This window comes from Burkholderia multivorans ATCC BAA-247, assembly GCF_000959525.1.
Taxonomy (GTDB): Bacteria; Pseudomonadota; Gammaproteobacteria; order Burkholderiales; family Burkholderiaceae; genus Burkholderia; species Burkholderia multivorans.
Genome location: NZ_CP009831.1, coordinates 2,102,818 through 2,118,900, shown reverse-complemented (window position 1 = coordinate 2,118,900; position 16,083 = coordinate 2,102,818). Strand labels below are relative to the sequence as shown.

Genomic DNA, 16,083 nt, shown 5'->3' with positions numbered 1-16,083 from the left:
TACGGATGAAAAATCGTTGGGTAAATAACGCGCAAATGATCGACCAATAGACGATCACTGCATTTCGCGCGATTTTTTCTCGATGACGACGACGGCTTTCCCCGCCGCGATCGCGCGTGCGTCAGCGCGCGGCGCGCGAGCGGCCGCGCCTGGACGAGCAGGCGAGACAACGGCTTGACGGGATGAATCGAAAAAGACGCGGCGGTCTTGATGGCGGACAACGAGCGCGACTAACTCATGTGCGTGGCCCCGAGGCGTTTGCTTGGTCGATGTCGTTTTGAAGCGATGGCGCACAGGCTTTATATGCTTGTTCTCGAAAAAATGCAAACGTAATTCCACTTTTAATTTTTCTTGAATTAAGCGGGGTTTCGTTTCGCTTTTTTTATGGCGCGCCAATGAAAAACGGGCGGCGGCGAATTGCGTTCGCCACCGCCCGTTTCGTTTCGTCTGCCGACGCCTCGTGTGCGCGTTTGCGTCCACGCGCGCGCGCCGTCAGCCGTCGTCGGCCTTCGCCTGCAGATCCTTCAGGCCCTGAATCACGACCAGCAGCGCACGCCCGTGCTCGTCGGAGCCGTCCCATGCGTCGACGATCGCGTCGCGCAGCAGATCGTTGTAGCGGCGCCGCGCAGGAGCGGTATCGAGGCCGTAGAAACTGCATAGCTTATTGAATGGCGCGCTGCGCCGCAGCCGCTGCCCTTTCGACAGCCTCAGACGCGACACCGTGGGCTGGCTGACGCCCGAAAGCCGCGCGATTTCGCTGGACGAGCGCGTATCTGCCAACAGATGGCGCAACAGGTCTTGAACAGGAAAATCATTGTCCGGGGCTTCCATGAGATGCATTATACCTATACAGTTACGGTTGTTGAATGGGCTTGCTGTCTGCAGCGAGCGGCTGTATCCGAGAAAGTCGATGACACTGAAACACCTCCCTCCCACGTTCTGCTGGACGAAGATCGGTACCGAGTCCGGCGACGAACTGCCGACCGTCGTGCTCCGCAAGGAATGGGAGCGCAGGCTCGGCGGCGGGCGCTTTCTGTGGGGCATCAACCAGCCGCTCGGCAGCAGCGCGCAAGTCGCCGCGCATCGCACCGGTTCGCTGCTCGCGCTGTTTTCGCCGGTCGCCTCACGCTCGCGCGGCGGCGAGCGCAAGCGCGAGGACGCATTGCTGTGGAACGCGTGGATCGATGCGAGCGGGCAGGTGCGGCAGCTGCCGCCGCATGCGTTCATCGCGAGCCGTGCAACGCTGCCGTCAGGGCGCCGTCGCGAGCAGCACTACGCGCTCGTCTGCATGTCGTCCACCGCGCTGACGGTCGGCACGCAGCTGCGCGTGTTTCCCGAGCATCTGCGCAGCGTCAGTACCGGCAAGCCGCTCGGCGCTGCGCAAGGCGCGGCCGTCGTCGACTGCGTCGGGCGCGCGAAGGAGCAAACGGGCAAGAGCTATCCGCTCGCGTTGTCGGTTGAACTCGAGGCGCCGTATTTCGTGCGGCTCGCGCAGCCGAGCGTGCTGAAGGCGCGCGATCTCGCGGAGGTCAACAAGGCGACGCGCGCGGGCGACTTCGAGCGTTTCGTGGAGCTCGTCGCGCGCTTGCGCGGCCGTTCGTCGACCGATGCGGTGCGCGGCTTCACACGCGATCTGTTCGACGTGCCGCCGATCGAAACAGCCGCCGCGTATGTCGCGCCCGCGCATGTCGCGCGTTTGCGCACGCGGCCCGTGGCCGATCATGCGCGCGGGTTCACCGGCGATCTGTTCGATCTGTCGCCCGGCGAAGCGTCTGCGTTCGGCGCGCTCGCGCATCCGCGCGTCGGGCGCGCGTGACGCGCGCGTCGGCGGTGTTGCCGGCGCAAGAATTTGTTGCAATCTCGCCGTGGCGATTCGGCGAGCGCAGAGAGACAATCGGGTCGAAGCGCGCCGCGCGGCGGTCGATGCGTCGGCATGCAGCCGCCTATCGGGCGCCGGCCCGCTTCGTCACGCAACCTGAGGGAGAAGTGTCGATGTCGACCCACATCTGTTCACGAGAAGCCCGGGCCGCGCAACGCTTCGTCGAAGCGACGCGCAATGTCGATCAGGCGTTTCGCGCAGTGCGCGGCGAGGGCGATGACGAACGCGCGTCCACCGAATACGCGGCCGCGATGTCGCGGCTCGATCGTGCACTCGACGAACTCGCGCGTGCGCAGGCGTTCTTCGATCACGTCGTGAGCGCGGATGCTGCGCGCCGCAATTGACGCGCGTGTTTTTCCGGGCGTCCGTGCGGCGTGACGCTGTGCGCTCTCGCATATCGGCGCCGCTTCGAATGCGTCGCGCCGCGTTCGAATTCCGCGCGTGAGTCGCGTGCTCCTCGCGTGCGTTTGCAGCGATGAAGTGCGTTTAATTTCGTGCGTATGAAACGAAGCTGCGCTGCCTCGTCGTCTCGCAAGCGCTCGTGGCCGCATGCTACATGGTCGGACGATTTGCTCGCGATGTCTTTCCCCGCCTGAACTGAAGCGCGCGCCGCGAACGCCGCCGTGCGTTCGACCGGTCATTGCCGCATGGTCGGCGCTTCATTCATTCAGTTAGCTCCGCGTCGAAGCCGACGATCCGCGAGCGCCAAACTCCGCCGCCCGTTCGATCCGGATCGCGATGATCGCGATGAGGCAGGCTGGCCTGCTTCGGCCTGATAACGCGACGAACGCATTCGGTGCCGCATCGCCATCGTGCAACCGTGCACGACGCAGGCGTCGCGATCGCGCGCTCGGCGCCTGCGCGCATGCGACCGGTAAGTTTGACGTGACACAGCTATTCGCATGACAAATAAAAACCCATGTGCGAAAATCCGCCAGCGCTTGGGTTACCAAGTGTTACCGATACAGCGAATCGTATCGTCGAATCGGAAAAGATTGCCAGGTTCCCGAAGAAGAGAACCGATCTCCGCCGCGGGAAACGTCCGGACGTCGTAACCGGGCGATACGCGCAATCGAAACACATGTAGCCCGACGAGGGCGCGTCAACCCCTATACATCCAGATGCGAAGAGCCCGGCTGAACGACCCAAAAAAGGTACGTCATCTACCTCAATGGACGCTTCCAGGCAACCCGTGCGCTGGCGGCGCTCGACATCATGCGTCGCATGCGGACGTCCGTCACGAGCGGACGCGTGCGGGGCGGGGCAATCGCTGTGCGATCTCGGTCGAGTAGGTCGCGCGCCGATTGGCGGCGCTCGCCGCTTCATCACGGGCCCGGGTGCGCGCGTGCAGCGGAGGCGTTGCGTCGGCTGCCCGCCGCGTATCGTGCAGCGCGGCGACGCGGTGCGAACGCGACGGCCGGCGCGCCGCGACGCGAGATGCGGACGCATGTCGACGGTCGGCTCATGTGTCGCTCGTGCGCGGCGTGTGCGCTCGTGTGTGAACGCGCGATGGTGCGCATGGACGACGCGCGCTGCGGCGCCCGGCTGCTGATGACAAGGATGACCCACTGATGCGTGTGCTGATAGTCGAAGATGATCCCGTCCATGCGCAGGCTGCGGCGCGCGTCGTCGCGTCGCTCGGCCACGAAGCGGTCGTGGCGGGCGACGGCGAGCACGCGCAGCAGCGGCTGCGCGCCGAGCCGTTCGACCTCGTGATTCTGGACTGGCTGCTGCCGAGGATGAGCGGCTTCGAAGTGCTGTACTGGATTCGCCGCACGCTCGGTACGACGCCTGCCGTGCTGTTCGTGACGAGCAAGTCACTCGACGACGACATCGTGCTCGCGATGGACGCCGGCGCCGACGACTACATCGTGAAGCCGTTTCGTGTCGCCGAATTCGCGAGCCGCGTGAGCGCGCTGCTGATGCGCTCGACGCGCGATGCGGCGCGAACCGGCGCGATCCGCGCCGGCGACTACGTGCTGAACCCGCGCGAGCGCACGATCCTGTTGCGCGGCGAGCCGATCAAGCTCACGCCGAAGGAATTCGATCTCGTCGAATTCTTCTTCAGCAACATCGGCAAGCTGCTGTCGCGCAAGGTCGTCTGTATCAGTACGTGGGGACGCGAACTCGATCCCGACTCGCGCACGCTCGATACGCACATCTACCGGATCCGGCAAAAGCTCGAACTCGGCCCTGAAAACGGCTTGCGGCTCAGTTCCGTCTACACGCACGGATATCGGCTCGAGATCGTATCGTCAGGCCGCGCACACGACAGTGCGGCCGCGCATCGGCCGAGCCTGCAGCCGGCGCTCGCGCGGCCGCTGACCCCGGCGGGATTCGAGTGTGAATGAGTCCGCCCCCTTCGTGCGAGTGCGTGCCGTGAGCGACATATGATGCGCGTCGACGCCGCGCACGGGCCCTCGGGTTTCGTGCGCGAATGCATCGCGATCGCCGCGTTCGTGCTGCTGCTCTGCGTGTCGTTGACCGCGACGGGCGTGCTGCGCCGCGCGGACCTGTTCTTCTTCGACATCGTGCAGCCCTTGCTGCAGCGACCGTCGCCGCACAAGATCGTGCTGATCGCGATCGACGCTGCGAGCGCGAAGGCGCTCGGCGGATGGCCGGTCAAGCGCGCCGATTACGCGGCGCTGATCGACCGGCTGACCGAAGCCGGTGTCGCGGCTGTCGGGCTCGACGTCGCGCTCACGCATCCCGGCAGAATCCTGCCGGCCGGCGACGCGTGGCTTGCCCGCGCGGCCGAGCGCAACGGTCGCGTGGTGCTGCCGGTGGTCGCCGTCGACGAGGACGGGGAGACGAACGCGGTGCCGCCGCTCGCGCCGATCGCGGCGGCCGCATTCGCGGTCGCACACGTGAACGCCGTGCCGGACGCGGATCGCGTATCGCGCAGCTTTTATCTGCGCGAGGGGCCGCCGCATACCGACTACGAGCATATGAGCGTCGCGCTGTTGCGTGCGAGCGGCGTGCCGTTCGCGCGCTGCGGCGAGCGGCCCGAGCACGACATGCTGCGCTGGAGCGGTGCGTGCCGCCGCTATGTGCCGTTTGCTTCGCGTCCGTCGTATCGGACGATCGCTTTCCTCGACGCGCTCGAAGGACGCGTCGCGCCCGGCTTGCTGAAGGACGCGATCGTGCTGATCGGGCCGACCACGAGCACGGCCGACACGCACTTCATCACGCCGGGCAGCGAACCGCGGTCGCGCACCGGTGTCGAGTTCGTCGCGCAGGCGACGTACGCGCTCGCGAGCGGGTCGCTCGTGCGCCGCGCGTCGTGGGGCGGCCAGTTGCTGTTCAGTCTGTCGGTGCTACCGTGGCTGTGCGCGGCGCTCGGCATGCTCGGTCCACGTGCCGCGCTGCTCGCATCGATCGGCACGGCGGTCTTTGCGGGCGGCATGTCGCTGCTGATGCTGAAAACGGCCCATCTGTTCTTCTTTCCGGCGCCGGCGGTGGCCGCCTGCTTGTGCGCGTACGCGTTCAGTGCGTGGCGGCGGCAGGAAGCGCTGCTGCAGTATCTGACGCGCGAAGCCGAGTGTGCGATGGCCGATCCGGGCCTGCCCGGCGACGCGCCGATTTGCCCGAACGCGACCGACCCGTTCCGCCGGCGCGTGCTCGTGATGAGCGCGATGATCGACCGGCTGCGGCGTTCGGCGCGTTTGATTTCCGAGTGGATGAACAGCCTGCCCGAAGCGACGCTCGTCGCATCCGCGTCGGGTGCGGTCATGCTCGCGAACCGCAGGGCGCTCGCGCTCTACGGCGTCGATCCTGAGCGGCGCAGTTCGCCGCGGCCGGCGACGGGCTGCCATGCGGCGCAGATGCTGCGCGAGATGACGGCGTCGGACGACGCAGCGCAGTATGCGCGCCGCGCGCTGCAGACGCTCGCGCAACGCAGCGGCGCCGCGACCGCAAGCGAGCCCGCCGCGCCGATGGACGGCCTCGAGATCGTCGATGCGCGACAGCGCTCGCTGCTGGTCAAATGCGCGATCGTGCCTGCACACGAAGCGGGCGACGCGATGGTGATCTTCCACGTCGCGGACGTCACGCCGATGCGGGCGGCCGAACGCCAGCGCGATGCGGCGCTGCGCTTTCTGTCGCACGACATGCGTTCGCCGCAAGCCGCGATCCTCGCGCTGATCGAGCAGCGTCGTCAGACGCCGGCCGACTTGTCCGAAGCGCAGTTCGCCGATCTCGTCGGTCACTATGCGCGCTGGACGCTCACGCTCGCCGATCAGTTCCTGCTCCTGGCACGCGCGCAGGCGCGCGCATCGAAAGCGACGGAAGTCGACCTCGCGCCGCTGCTCGGCGACGCGGTCGACGACCTGTGGGCGCATGCGAGCGCGAAGCGGGTCAGGATCCGACTGTTCGCCGAACCGGGCATGCTCGTCGTTGCCGATGCGTTGCTGTTGCGCCGCGCGTTCGCGAATCTGATCGACAACGCGGTGCGGTTCAGCCCCGAAGGGGCGACCGTCACCGTATCGGCCGACGAGCGCGACGGACGCTGGTGCGTGAGCGTCGCCGATACGGGCATCGGCATACCGGCCCATCAGCTGCCGAATCTGTTCACCGAGTTCTTCCGTGTCGACGCGCGTGGCGCGACCGCCGGGCATGGCCTCGGGCTCGCGTTCGTCAAGCAGGTGGTCGATGCGCTCGGCGGCGAAATCCACGTCGAAAGTGCGGTCGGACGCGGTTCCGTATTTACCGTGCTGCTGCCTCGCAACGTCGCGCGACGCGACAGTTGAACGCCGGCGCGCGCGCGCCGAAATCACGCATCCGGAATTTTCTTCCGATTCCCCTGTCCACTCGAAAGCGAGTGCATACGTATCGCGTCGCGCAGCGATATAGGGATTTTCCGCGACTTTGAAAAGATCTTACAGTTTAACGCATCGCTCGCGTTATCGAAAATCCATTTGCCGCGCCTCGATTCTGTGGCGAAAAACCATCGCGTTCAGCCGTTCCAGGCGCGCCGGGCGGGCGTGAGAGCGGCCGCAAAGCCGCGCCGTTCCGGTATCGGAGCGCCACCGTTTTCTTTGTTTACATTTCAGTCACAATTGTTCAGATTTGCCTCCTCTCTGGCCGGAATCGGTTTCCCTTATTCTGTGTTTCAGCGGGTTCTTGCCGGTTTCGGTTAATCGAAAATGCCCCAAAAAAGGCATTAAAAATTCGCGCGTCTTAAATCGCGGATTTTTCGCCCGTCGAGTGCGATCGATCGTCTGAAATCGTTTTGCCGCAAGACCTCGTCCCCCGATAAAAAAACAGTTTTCATACGGCTCGACAGACATTCCTCGCACCCCGGCATTCGGGGCTGGCCGGTTTGCGCCAGCACGAACGCGACGCGGATTCACGGAGATTCAGTACGTGCCTGCGTCCGCATCCCGACCGAGTGCGTGAATGGCGCGCGCCGCTTACCGGCAGAAATCTATGAATCGAACTTACCGAACTGTGTGGAACGCGGCACGCGGCGTGATCGTCGCGGTATCCGAACTCGATCGGGCCAACGGCAAGGGGCAGGCCGGCGCCGGCACGACGGTCGCGCTGAAGTCCGCGACGTTGGCTGTGCTGGGCAGCATGGCGATGTGGTCCGGCGGCGCGGCAGCGCAGGTGGCGGTTTCCGGCACGAATTGCCCGGGGACGGCAACAGCGACGACGAGTAATGGCATTGCCATCGGGTGTACGACAACAGCGAGCGGCATCAATTCGGTCGCGGTTGGCGTGAGCGCAGTCGCGAACAATACGGGTGCAATGGCGTTGGGACCCGTCGCGCAGGCGACGGGAACCGGTGCGGTCGCATTAGGCAGTAACTCAATCGCGTCAAGCGGTAATGCGGTTGCGGTCGGCTATCAGTCGACCGCGTCCGGCACGAACTCGATGGCGCTGATGGCGAACGCCAGGGCAAGCGGCACGCAATCCATCTCGATCGGCACGAACAGCGGCTCGTCCGGCGTGACGTCGGTTGCGCTCGGCGCAGGGGCCACGGCATCGGGCGACAATGCGTCGGCGCTCGGCGCATTCGCGAATTCGGTAACTGCAGGCTCGGTCGCGGTCGGTACGGCGACGGCCGGCACGACGGCGCCGAGCGACACCAACAACGTCGCGATCGGCCCGGGCGCATTCGCGTCGGGCGGCGCGGGAGCAGCCACGCACGGGTCGGGTCAGTCGGTCGCGATCGGCGATTCGGCATCGGCCAGCGCGCTGCAGGCGATCGCGTTGGGCGGCAACGCGATCGCGTCGGCGCAGGACGCGTTCGCCGCCGGCGCAGGCGCGATGGCCACGCAGCAAGGTGCGATCGCATTGGGCACCGCGGCCAGCGCGACCGACCAGTATGCGATTGCGCTCGGGTGGCAGAGCGTGGCGACCGGATTCTACGGTGTGGCGATGGGTATCAGCGCGCAGGCGACGGCTGCCAACGCCGTTGCGCTGGGCCCGAACGCGCAGGCGACGAACGCTGCCGCCACGGCGGTCGGCAACGGCGCGAAAGCAAGCGGCAATACGGCACTCGCGATCGGCGGGCAGGCGATCGCGATCGGCGACGGCACCGTCGCGGCGGGCCAGGGTGCGGGTGCGGGCTCGACCACCGCGAATACCGGGTCGGTCGCCGTCGGTCTTGCAACCGGCACGCTCGTCAGCGGCGCGCAGAACACCGCGGTCGGCGGCGGTATCGCGAGCGCGATGCGAGGCGCGGGCTCAGGTGTCACCGGCACCCGCAACGTCGCGATGGGCACAGGCGACGGCACGGTCACGTATAACGGTGCGCTGGCCGCTTCCGCGGGCAACCTCGTATCGGGCAACGACAACGTCGCAATCGGCACGAACGCGGGCATCGGCGTCGCGGCGAGCGGCACCACGTCGATCGGTCTGAATGCGCAGGCGTCGGGCGCCAACGCGATCGCGATGGGTACGGGCGCGCAGGCGTCCGGCGCGAACTCGATCAGCATCGGCACGGGCAACGTCGTGAGCGGCGCGAATTCGGCGGCGATCGGCGATCCGAGCACGATTACCGGCTCGGGTTCGTACTCGCTCGGCAACAACAACACGATCAATTCCAACAACGCGTTCGTCGTGGGCAGCGGTGTGTCCGTGCCCACCGGCTTCGACGGCGCGGTCGTGCTCGGCAATGCGTCGACGGTGTCGTCCGCCGTGCAGACGCCGAACGCGGTCATCGGCGGGAACACGTATACGTTCGCGGGCGGCACGCCGGCGGCCGGCGACGTCGTGAGCGTCGGTTCGGCGACTGCACCGCGTCAGATCCAGAACGTCGCGGCCGGTCAGATCACCGCCGGTTCGACCGACGCGATCAACGGCTCGCAGCTGTATGCGACGAACGTGGCGATCGATTCGCTGTCGACGTCGACGATGTCGGGCATTACGTCGTTGTCGACGGGTCTTAGTTCGACGAACAGCAATGTCGCGTCGCTGTCGACGGGTCTCAGCTCGACGACCAGCAACGTCGCATCGCTGTCGACAGGCCTCAGCTCGACGACCAGCAACGTCGCATCGCTGTCGACAGGCCTCAGCTCGACGAACAGCAATGTCGCGTCGCTGTCGACGGGTCTCAGCTCGACGACCAGCAGCGTCGCATCGCTGTCGACAGGCCTCAGCTCGACGAACAGCAACGTCGCATCGCTGTCGACGGGCCTCAGCTCGACGACCAGCAACGTGGCCTCGCTGTCCACCACCGTCAGTGCGATCACGTCGAACAACAACAATCTCGGCAACAGCACGGCCGGCGCGATCGGCGGCGGCGCGACCTACGACCCGACGACGGGCACGATCTCCGCACCGTCGTACGTCACATACAACACCGACGGCTCGACGACGATCAACAACAACGTCGGCTCCGCCCTCGACAACATCAACGAGCACGGGATCAAGTATTTCCACGCGAACTCGACGGCGCCCGACAGCCAGGCGCTCGGCCTCGACAGCGTCGCGATCGGCCCGAACGCGATCTCGCGCGTGGACGGCAGCATCGCGCTCGGTGCGGGCTCGGTCGCCGATCGCGCAACCGTGCCGGCGTCCGGCATCATGCGCAACGGCAGCGCGTCGATTCCGTTCGACACGACCGATCAGACGCTGCTCGGCGCAGTCTCGGTCGGCGATGCGACGAGCAAGACCTATCGTCAGATCACGAACGTCGCGGACGGCACCGGCCAGCAGGACGCAGTGACCGTGCGGCAGCTGACCGGCGCGCTGCAGTCGTTCGCGGTGACTGGCCAGCTGTACTTCCACGCGAATTCGACGCGTGCCGATTCGCTCGCGGTCGGCGCCGAATCGATCGCGGTCGGCCCGACGACGGTCGTCAACGGCGACAACGGCGTCGGGATCGGCAACGGCGCGATTGTCGATTCGACCGCACCGGGCGGCGTCGCGATCGGTCAGGCGGCCAGCTCCGCGCAGGCCGATGCGATAGCACTCGGCAGCGGCGCGACGGCGACGGGCGCGCAGTCGGTCGCGCAAGGCGCGAACGCGGTGGCGGTCAGCGTCGGCAGCGTTGCGCTCGGCTCGGGCGCGCGCAGCACCGCGACGGACGCACTGGCGCTCGGCGCCGGCGCATCGTCGACGTTCGCGAACAGCGTCGCGCTCGGCGCCGGCTCGCTGACGACGGTCGGCGCGCTGACGAACTACATCGCGTACGGGTTGAGCACGCCGCAATCGTCGGCCGGCGAAGTGAACGTCGGCAATCGTCAGATCACGGGCCTCGCAGCCGGGATGGCGGGCACCGATGCAGTCAACGTGTCGCAGCTCAATGCGGTCGCGGATCAGTTGACGACGCTGATCGATCAGCGCACGTCGAACCTCGGCGGCAGCTACACGACGAACCCGGACGGCTCCAATGTGCCGCCGGGCTCGACGGGGCCCAATTCGTCGGCGGGCGGCTCCGGTGCGGTGGCGTCCGGCTCGAACAGCACGGCGGTCGGCAATAACGCGCTCGCGTCGGGCAACGGCTCGACCGCGATCGGCGTGGGCGCGAGCGCATCGGGCAACAACTCGACGGCGATCGGCAACGGCAGCAACGACGGCGGCCGCTCGAACGTCGTCGCGGTGGGCTCGGCGGATTCGGCGCGTCAGATCGTCAACGTCGCGGCCGGCACGCAGGGCACCGATGCGGTGAACGTGAACCAGTTGAACGCGGGCCTCAGCAACACGCTGTCGCAGGCGAACAGCTACACCGACGGCCAGATCGCGGGCCTGCGCAACAGCCTCGACTCGTATCGCCGCGATGCGGACGGTGGCACGGCGACGGCGATGGCCATCGCGGGGCTGCCGCAGCCGTCCGGCCCGGGCAAGAGCATGGTCGCGATCGCGGGCAGCGTGTATCGCGGGCAGTCGGGGCAGGCGCTCGGCATCTCGACGATTTCGGAGAACAACCACTGGATCTACAAGGCGGCCGTCTCGACGAATACGCGCGGCACGTACGGCGCCGTGGTCGGCGCGGGCTATCAGTGGTAACGCGACGAGGCGAGTCGATGCGAAACATCAAACGGAACAATCAGCGAACCATGAAATTCAAACAGGCCGTGCTGCTTTCGGGGTGCGTCGTGGCTGCCGCCGCGCTGCAGGGATGTGCGACGCCCCATACGCCGCCGCAGTTTCCCGATGCGGCGTCCGCATCGCCCGCGGGCGGCACGTTCGTGAACGTCGCGAATCTGCGCAATGTGAGTACGGGGCTCAACAAGGATCAGCTCTACGATCTGATCGGACCGCCGCAGTTTCATGAGTGGTTCGTCGGCAATCGCGTGTGGAACTACGTGTTCGACTTCCGTCGCAGCGATCAGGTCGTGTCGTGTCAGTACCAGGTGCAGTTCGACCGCAACATGCGCGTGAGCGCGACGTACTGGCGCGACCCGCAATGTGCGGAGTTCGTGCAGCCCTCCGCTGCGCCGGCCGTCGCGCCGGCGGCCGCGGCAGCACCCGCACCGCGCGCGCAGTTCACGATCGCAGGCGAGGCGCTGTTCCCGTTTGCGAAGTCGAGCCTCGACTCGATGCTGCCGGGCGGCCGCGCCGAACTCGACGACGCGATCGCGAAAATCCGCGCGGAACGCGGCACGACGCGCATCGACGTGGTCGGTCACACCGATCGCATCGGCTCGGATCAAAGCAACCGCGCGCTGTCGCGTGCGCGGGCCGAGACGGTCAAGCGCTATCTGGTCGCGCACGGGCTCGACGCCGCACGCATCCGCGCCGAAGGCGCAGGATCGTCGCAGCCTGTGTCGCATTGTCCGTCCGGCGAAACGCCGGCCGTCATCGCCTGCCTGCAGAAGGACCGGCGCGTGACGATTACCGTGTACGGCCAGGACTGACGCTCGCACCGGCATGCGCGCCCGCGCATGCCGGCGATCGATCGCGCGAACCCGTCGCGCAGGCGGCCGTGCGCTACGCGAGCCGCAAATCCCACAACGCGTCGAGCACGTGTTGCGTCGCACGCTCGACGTGTCCGGCACGATGCGCGATGCCGAGCCGTCGCCACAGGCCGGGGCGCAGCGGACGCATCACGATACGCGCGTCGGCTAGCGGCGTCGCAGCCTCATGCGGCAACAGCGCCGCACCGTAACCGGCCGCCACCAGACTCTTGATCGCATCGTTGTAATTCAGCTGAATGCGCGGCGCCGGATGGTGTCCGGCGGCCGCGAACCATTCGGCCGTCAGCCGCGACAGATGCGTCGTCGCATCGTTGAGAACGAGCGGCCGCGCAGCGAGCCATTCGGGCGTCACGCGCGCCGGACAGCGCCAATGCGCCGGCACGAACGCCATCACGGGGTCGCGCCGCCACGGCTTGATCACGAGTCCGGCCACCGGCGGCTGCGGCAGTGCGACGAGCCCGACGTCGAGCGTGCCGTCCACGAGCCGCGACAGCGTTTCCTGTGAAGTCAGCACGGCGATCTGAACGTCGATGGCGGGATGGGGCGCGCGCAGCGCGTCGAGCGCCTGCGGCAGCAGATGCGCGATCACGCCCGTCGACGCGCCGAGGCGCACGCGTCCTTCGAGCCCCGCGACCTGACGCTGAACGTCGTCGAGCGCCTGCTCGGCGTCGGCGAGCAGGCGGCGCGCACGCTCGACCAGCACCGCGCCGATCGACGTCGGCCCGACGTGCCCGCGCTTGCGCGACAGCAGCGGCGCGCCGATGCGCGCTTCGAGTTCGGCGATATGGAGACTGACCGTCGGCGGCGCGAGGTGCAGCGCACGCGCCGCATCGGCGAACGAGCCGCGCTCGGCCACGGCGACCAACGTGCGCAGGCGGTCCAGGCTGATCTCACGCATGGCGATGTCCCGATTCAGAAAAGTTGAATATGTAGGTCATGAAATTCAACTTTTCCTATTCTAGACGTCCGCGCAACATAGGGGCTCGTTTTCAACTGTCACGACCCATAGTCAGCGGAGTCATCCACCATGAGCACGCCCGTAGTCTTCATCGACGGCGACCAAGGCACGACCGGCCTGCAGATTCACGACCGGCTGCGCGGCCGGACCGACATTCGCGTCTTCACGCTGCCCACTGCCGAGCGCAAGGACCCGCGGCGCCGCGCGGAGGCGATCAACGGCTGCGACATCGCGATCCTCTGTTTGCCGGATGACGCCGCGCGCGAGGCCGTGAGCGCCATCGTCAATCCTGCCGTGCGCGTGGTCGATGCGAGCTCCGCGCATCGCACGCAGCCGGGCTGGACGTACGGATTTCCCGAAATGGCGCCGGCGCAGGCCGAGCAGATCGCGAACGCGCGGCGCGTCAGCAACCCGGGCTGCTATCCGACCGGCGCGGTCGGCCTGCTGCGTCCGCTCGTGGAAGCGCGGCTCATTCCCGCCGATTACCCGATCGCCATTCATGCGGTATCCGGCTACTCGGGACGCGGACGCGCGGGCGTGGAGGAACACGAAGGGCCGAGCGCCGCGAACGCGCGTGCCTATCAGGTGTACGGGCTGGCACTCGCGCACAAGCACGCACCGGAGATTCGACGGCACGCGACGCTGGCGCAGCGCCCGATCTTCGTGCCCGCATACGGCGCGTTCCGCCAGGGCATCGTGCTGACGGTGCCGATCGCGGTGCGCCTGCTGGCGCCCGGCGTCGACGGCCCCGCGTTGCACGCGTGCCTCGCACGTCACTATGCGCAGGCCGCGCACGTGCGCGTGCTGCCGCTGGAGGCATCGCGCGCGTCGACCCATCTGGACCCGCAGGCGCTGAACGGCACGAACGACATGCAGTTGAGCGTCTTTCACGACGCGGCGCAGGAGCAGGTGCTGCTCGCTGCGGTGTTCGACAATCTCGGCAAGGGCGCCTCGGGCGCCGCGGTTCAGAACCTGGACCTGATGCTCGCGCGGCAATAGCGGCCGGCCGGGCGTCTAGCGATCGATGCGCGACGGAGCGGCCAGCGTGTTGTCCGGATAGGCGGCCGCGCAGACGGCGCGCACTTCGTCGCGCAGCCAGCGGTGCGCCGGATCGTGATCGAGCCGAGGATGCCAGATCGCCGAAATGTTGAACGCGGGCAACGGCAGCGGCAGTGCGAACGACTGCACGCCGTTCGCGGCCGCGTAGTCGGGCATGAACGTATTGCCGAGACAGGAATGCGGGACGACGGCGAGCAGATCCGAATGACGGACGAGCTGCATCGCGCCGGTATAGGAGGGCACGACGATCGGCACGTTGCGCGGCACGCCGGTCGATTCGAGCTGGGCGCCGATCGGATTGTCCGCCTCGCCGGTACGCGAGATCGTCACGTGGTCGTACGCAAGCCATCGCTGCATGTCGATCTCGCCCGCGGCGAGCAGCGGATGGCCGATCCGGCACAGGCCGACGTAGCGATCCGTGAACAGCACACGCGTGCGGATTTCGGGCGCGGCGGTTTTCACGACGCCGATTTCCAGATCGACGAGCCCGTCGCGCAACGCTTGCGCATTCCAGTCCGGCTTCGGCACGAAGCGCAGCTGTACGCCGGGCGCCGCGTGGCGGACGCGGTTCGTCAGCGCGGCGCCGAGCAGATCGACGAAGCCTTCGCCCGCGCGCAACGTGAAGCGCTGCGCGAGCGTCGCGCTGTCGAACCGGTACGCGGCGCGGCTCAAGACCGATTCCGCTTCGCGCGCGAGGGCGGGAATGCGCCGGCTCAACTGCTCCGCGTAGGGCGTCAGCACGAGCGTTCGGCCTGCCTGCAGCAACAGGCGATCGCCCGTCAGCGCGCGCAGGCGAGCGAGCGTGCGGCTCGTCGCCGATACGCTCAGGTTCAGGCGGCGCGCCGCGCCGGTGACGCTGCGTTCGGTCAGCAACGCATCCAGCGCGGTCAGCAGGTTCAGGTCGACGCGTGACATGCGGCGAGCATAATCGAAAACGCCGCACGGATGGCGTGCGATGCAATCGACGATTGCACGCGGCGCGTCTGGTGCAAACCGGACGCGATCCCGACAATGCATGGTGCCGCTGTCGAAAAGGAGTAGCCCATGCCCGATACCTCTCACCCTCGTCCCACGATCCTGCTCGTCGGCGCGTCGCGCGGCCTCGGTCACGCAATGGCGGCCGAGTTCCTGAAGCGTGGCTGGGACGTCGTAGGCACCGTGCGCGCGGATCGCGGACGCACGCCGCTGCACGCGCTCGCCGAGGCGTACCCGGACCGGCTGCGGATCGAAACGCTCGACATCACGCAGCCCGAGCAGATCCGCGCGCTGGCCGGGCGCCTGTCCGGTCGCGTCTTCGACATCCTGTTCGTCAATGCCGGGACGACGAATCCGGATCCGACGCAGACCATCGGCGAGGTGTCGACCGACGATTTCGTCGAACTGATGATCACGAACGCACTGAGCCCGATGCGCGTGGTCGAGACGCTGGCCGGCCTGGTGCCGCGCGACGGGTTGATCGGTATCATGTCGTCGGGGCAGGGCAGCATCGCCGACAACGAATCGGGCCAGCGCGAGCTCTATCGCGGCAGCAAGGCCGCGCTGAACCAGTTCATGCGCAGCTTCGCGGCGCGTCATGCGCAGACGCCGCTCGCGATGGTGCTGATCGCGCCCGGCTGGGTACGCACCGAGCTCGGCGGGCCGGACGCGCGGCTGTCGATCGACGAAAGCGTGCCGGGCGTCGTCGACGTGCTGCTCGCCAAACGCGGGCGCGCGGGGCTCGAATATCTCGACTATCGTGGTCGAACCGTGCGGTGGTGAGCGGCACGGTTTCCGCAACGCGGACGGGCACGCGTCGTCCGCAGCGACTGCGCTGCCGTCAT

General features: G+C 67.3%; 12 protein-coding genes. 8 read left to right on the top strand and 4 right to left on the bottom strand.

The window, feature by feature from the left end; all coding sequences use genetic code 11:
* Nucleotides 1-54: 54 nt before the first annotated feature.
* Together NP80_RS30795 and NP80_RS11465 are read right to left on the bottom strand one after the other, a co-directional pair.
* A complete protein-coding gene (locus NP80_RS30795) occupies nucleotides 55-480 on the bottom strand; it encodes a hypothetical protein (RefSeq protein WP_139094079.1) in 426 nt (141 codons plus the stop codon).
* Nucleotides 481-492: 12 nt separating this feature from the next.
* Nucleotides 493-831 (bottom strand): helix-turn-helix domain-containing protein, encoded by a 339-nt coding sequence (locus NP80_RS11465; protein ID WP_006396323.1) that lies wholly within the window; start codon nucleotides 829-831, stop codon nucleotides 493-495.
* 79 nt (nucleotides 832-910) lie between these two features.
* Here NP80_RS11465 and NP80_RS11460 point away from each other — a divergent pair, with 79 nt between their 5' ends.
* From NP80_RS11460 to NP80_RS11430, 6 genes are all read left to right on the top strand, one after another.
* Nucleotides 911-1,816 (top strand): hypothetical protein, encoded by a 906-nt coding sequence (locus NP80_RS11460; RefSeq protein WP_006405993.1) that lies wholly within the window; start codon nucleotides 911-913, stop codon nucleotides 1,814-1,816.
* A 176-nt stretch (nucleotides 1,817-1,992) separates the two neighbouring features.
* Entirely contained in the window at nucleotides 1,993-2,223 is a 231-nt protein-coding gene (locus NP80_RS11455) for a hypothetical protein (RefSeq protein WP_006405996.1), read from the top strand.
* A 1,227-nt stretch (nucleotides 2,224-3,450) separates the two neighbouring features.
* Nucleotides 3,451-4,230 (top strand): response regulator transcription factor, encoded by a 780-nt coding sequence (locus tag NP80_RS11445; RefSeq protein WP_006411483.1) that lies wholly within the window; start codon nucleotides 3,451-3,453, stop codon nucleotides 4,228-4,230.
* 39 nt (nucleotides 4,231-4,269) lie between these two features.
* Nucleotides 4,270-6,627: a CHASE2 domain-containing protein gene (locus NP80_RS11440; RefSeq protein ID WP_006411481.1), complete on the top strand. Its 2,358-nt coding sequence runs from the start codon at nucleotides 4,270-4,272 to the stop codon at nucleotides 6,625-6,627.
* Nucleotides 6,628-7,276: 649 nt separating this feature from the next.
* Nucleotides 7,277-11,335: a YadA-like family protein gene (locus NP80_RS11435; protein WP_006410883.1), complete on the top strand. Its 4,059-nt coding sequence runs from the start codon at nucleotides 7,277-7,279 to the stop codon at nucleotides 11,333-11,335.
* Between the two features lie 17 nt (nucleotides 11,336-11,352).
* Nucleotides 11,353-12,186, top strand: coding sequence for an OmpA family protein (locus NP80_RS11430; RefSeq protein WP_006410875.1), 834 nt, complete (start codon nucleotides 11,353-11,355; stop codon nucleotides 12,184-12,186).
* 73 nt (nucleotides 12,187-12,259) lie between these two features.
* Here the strand turns inward: NP80_RS11430 and NP80_RS11425 are convergent, their stop codons facing one another.
* Nucleotides 12,260-13,144, bottom strand: coding sequence for a LysR family transcriptional regulator (locus NP80_RS11425; protein WP_006410873.1), 885 nt, complete (start codon nucleotides 13,142-13,144; stop codon nucleotides 12,260-12,262).
* Nucleotides 13,145-13,273: 129 nt separating this feature from the next.
* Between NP80_RS11425 and argC the strand changes: the two genes are divergently transcribed.
* Nucleotides 13,274-14,203: an N-acetyl-gamma-glutamyl-phosphate reductase gene (gene argC / locus NP80_RS11420; protein ID WP_006410872.1), complete on the top strand. Its 930-nt coding sequence runs from the start codon at nucleotides 13,274-13,276 to the stop codon at nucleotides 14,201-14,203.
* 15 nt (nucleotides 14,204-14,218) lie between these two features.
* Here the strand turns inward: argC and NP80_RS11415 are convergent, their stop codons facing one another.
* On the bottom strand, nucleotides 14,219-15,178 hold the full coding sequence (locus tag NP80_RS11415) for a LysR family transcriptional regulator (protein ID WP_006410880.1): 960 nt from the start codon (nucleotides 15,176-15,178) through the stop codon (nucleotides 14,219-14,221).
* Between the two features lie 129 nt (nucleotides 15,179-15,307).
* Between NP80_RS11415 and NP80_RS11410 the strand changes: the two genes are divergently transcribed.
* Complete coding sequence (locus NP80_RS11410) at nucleotides 15,308-16,021, top strand: SDR family NAD(P)-dependent oxidoreductase (RefSeq protein ID WP_006406008.1); 714 nt, start codon at nucleotides 15,308-15,310, stop codon at nucleotides 16,019-16,021.
* Nucleotides 16,022-16,083: the final 62 nt, after the last annotated feature.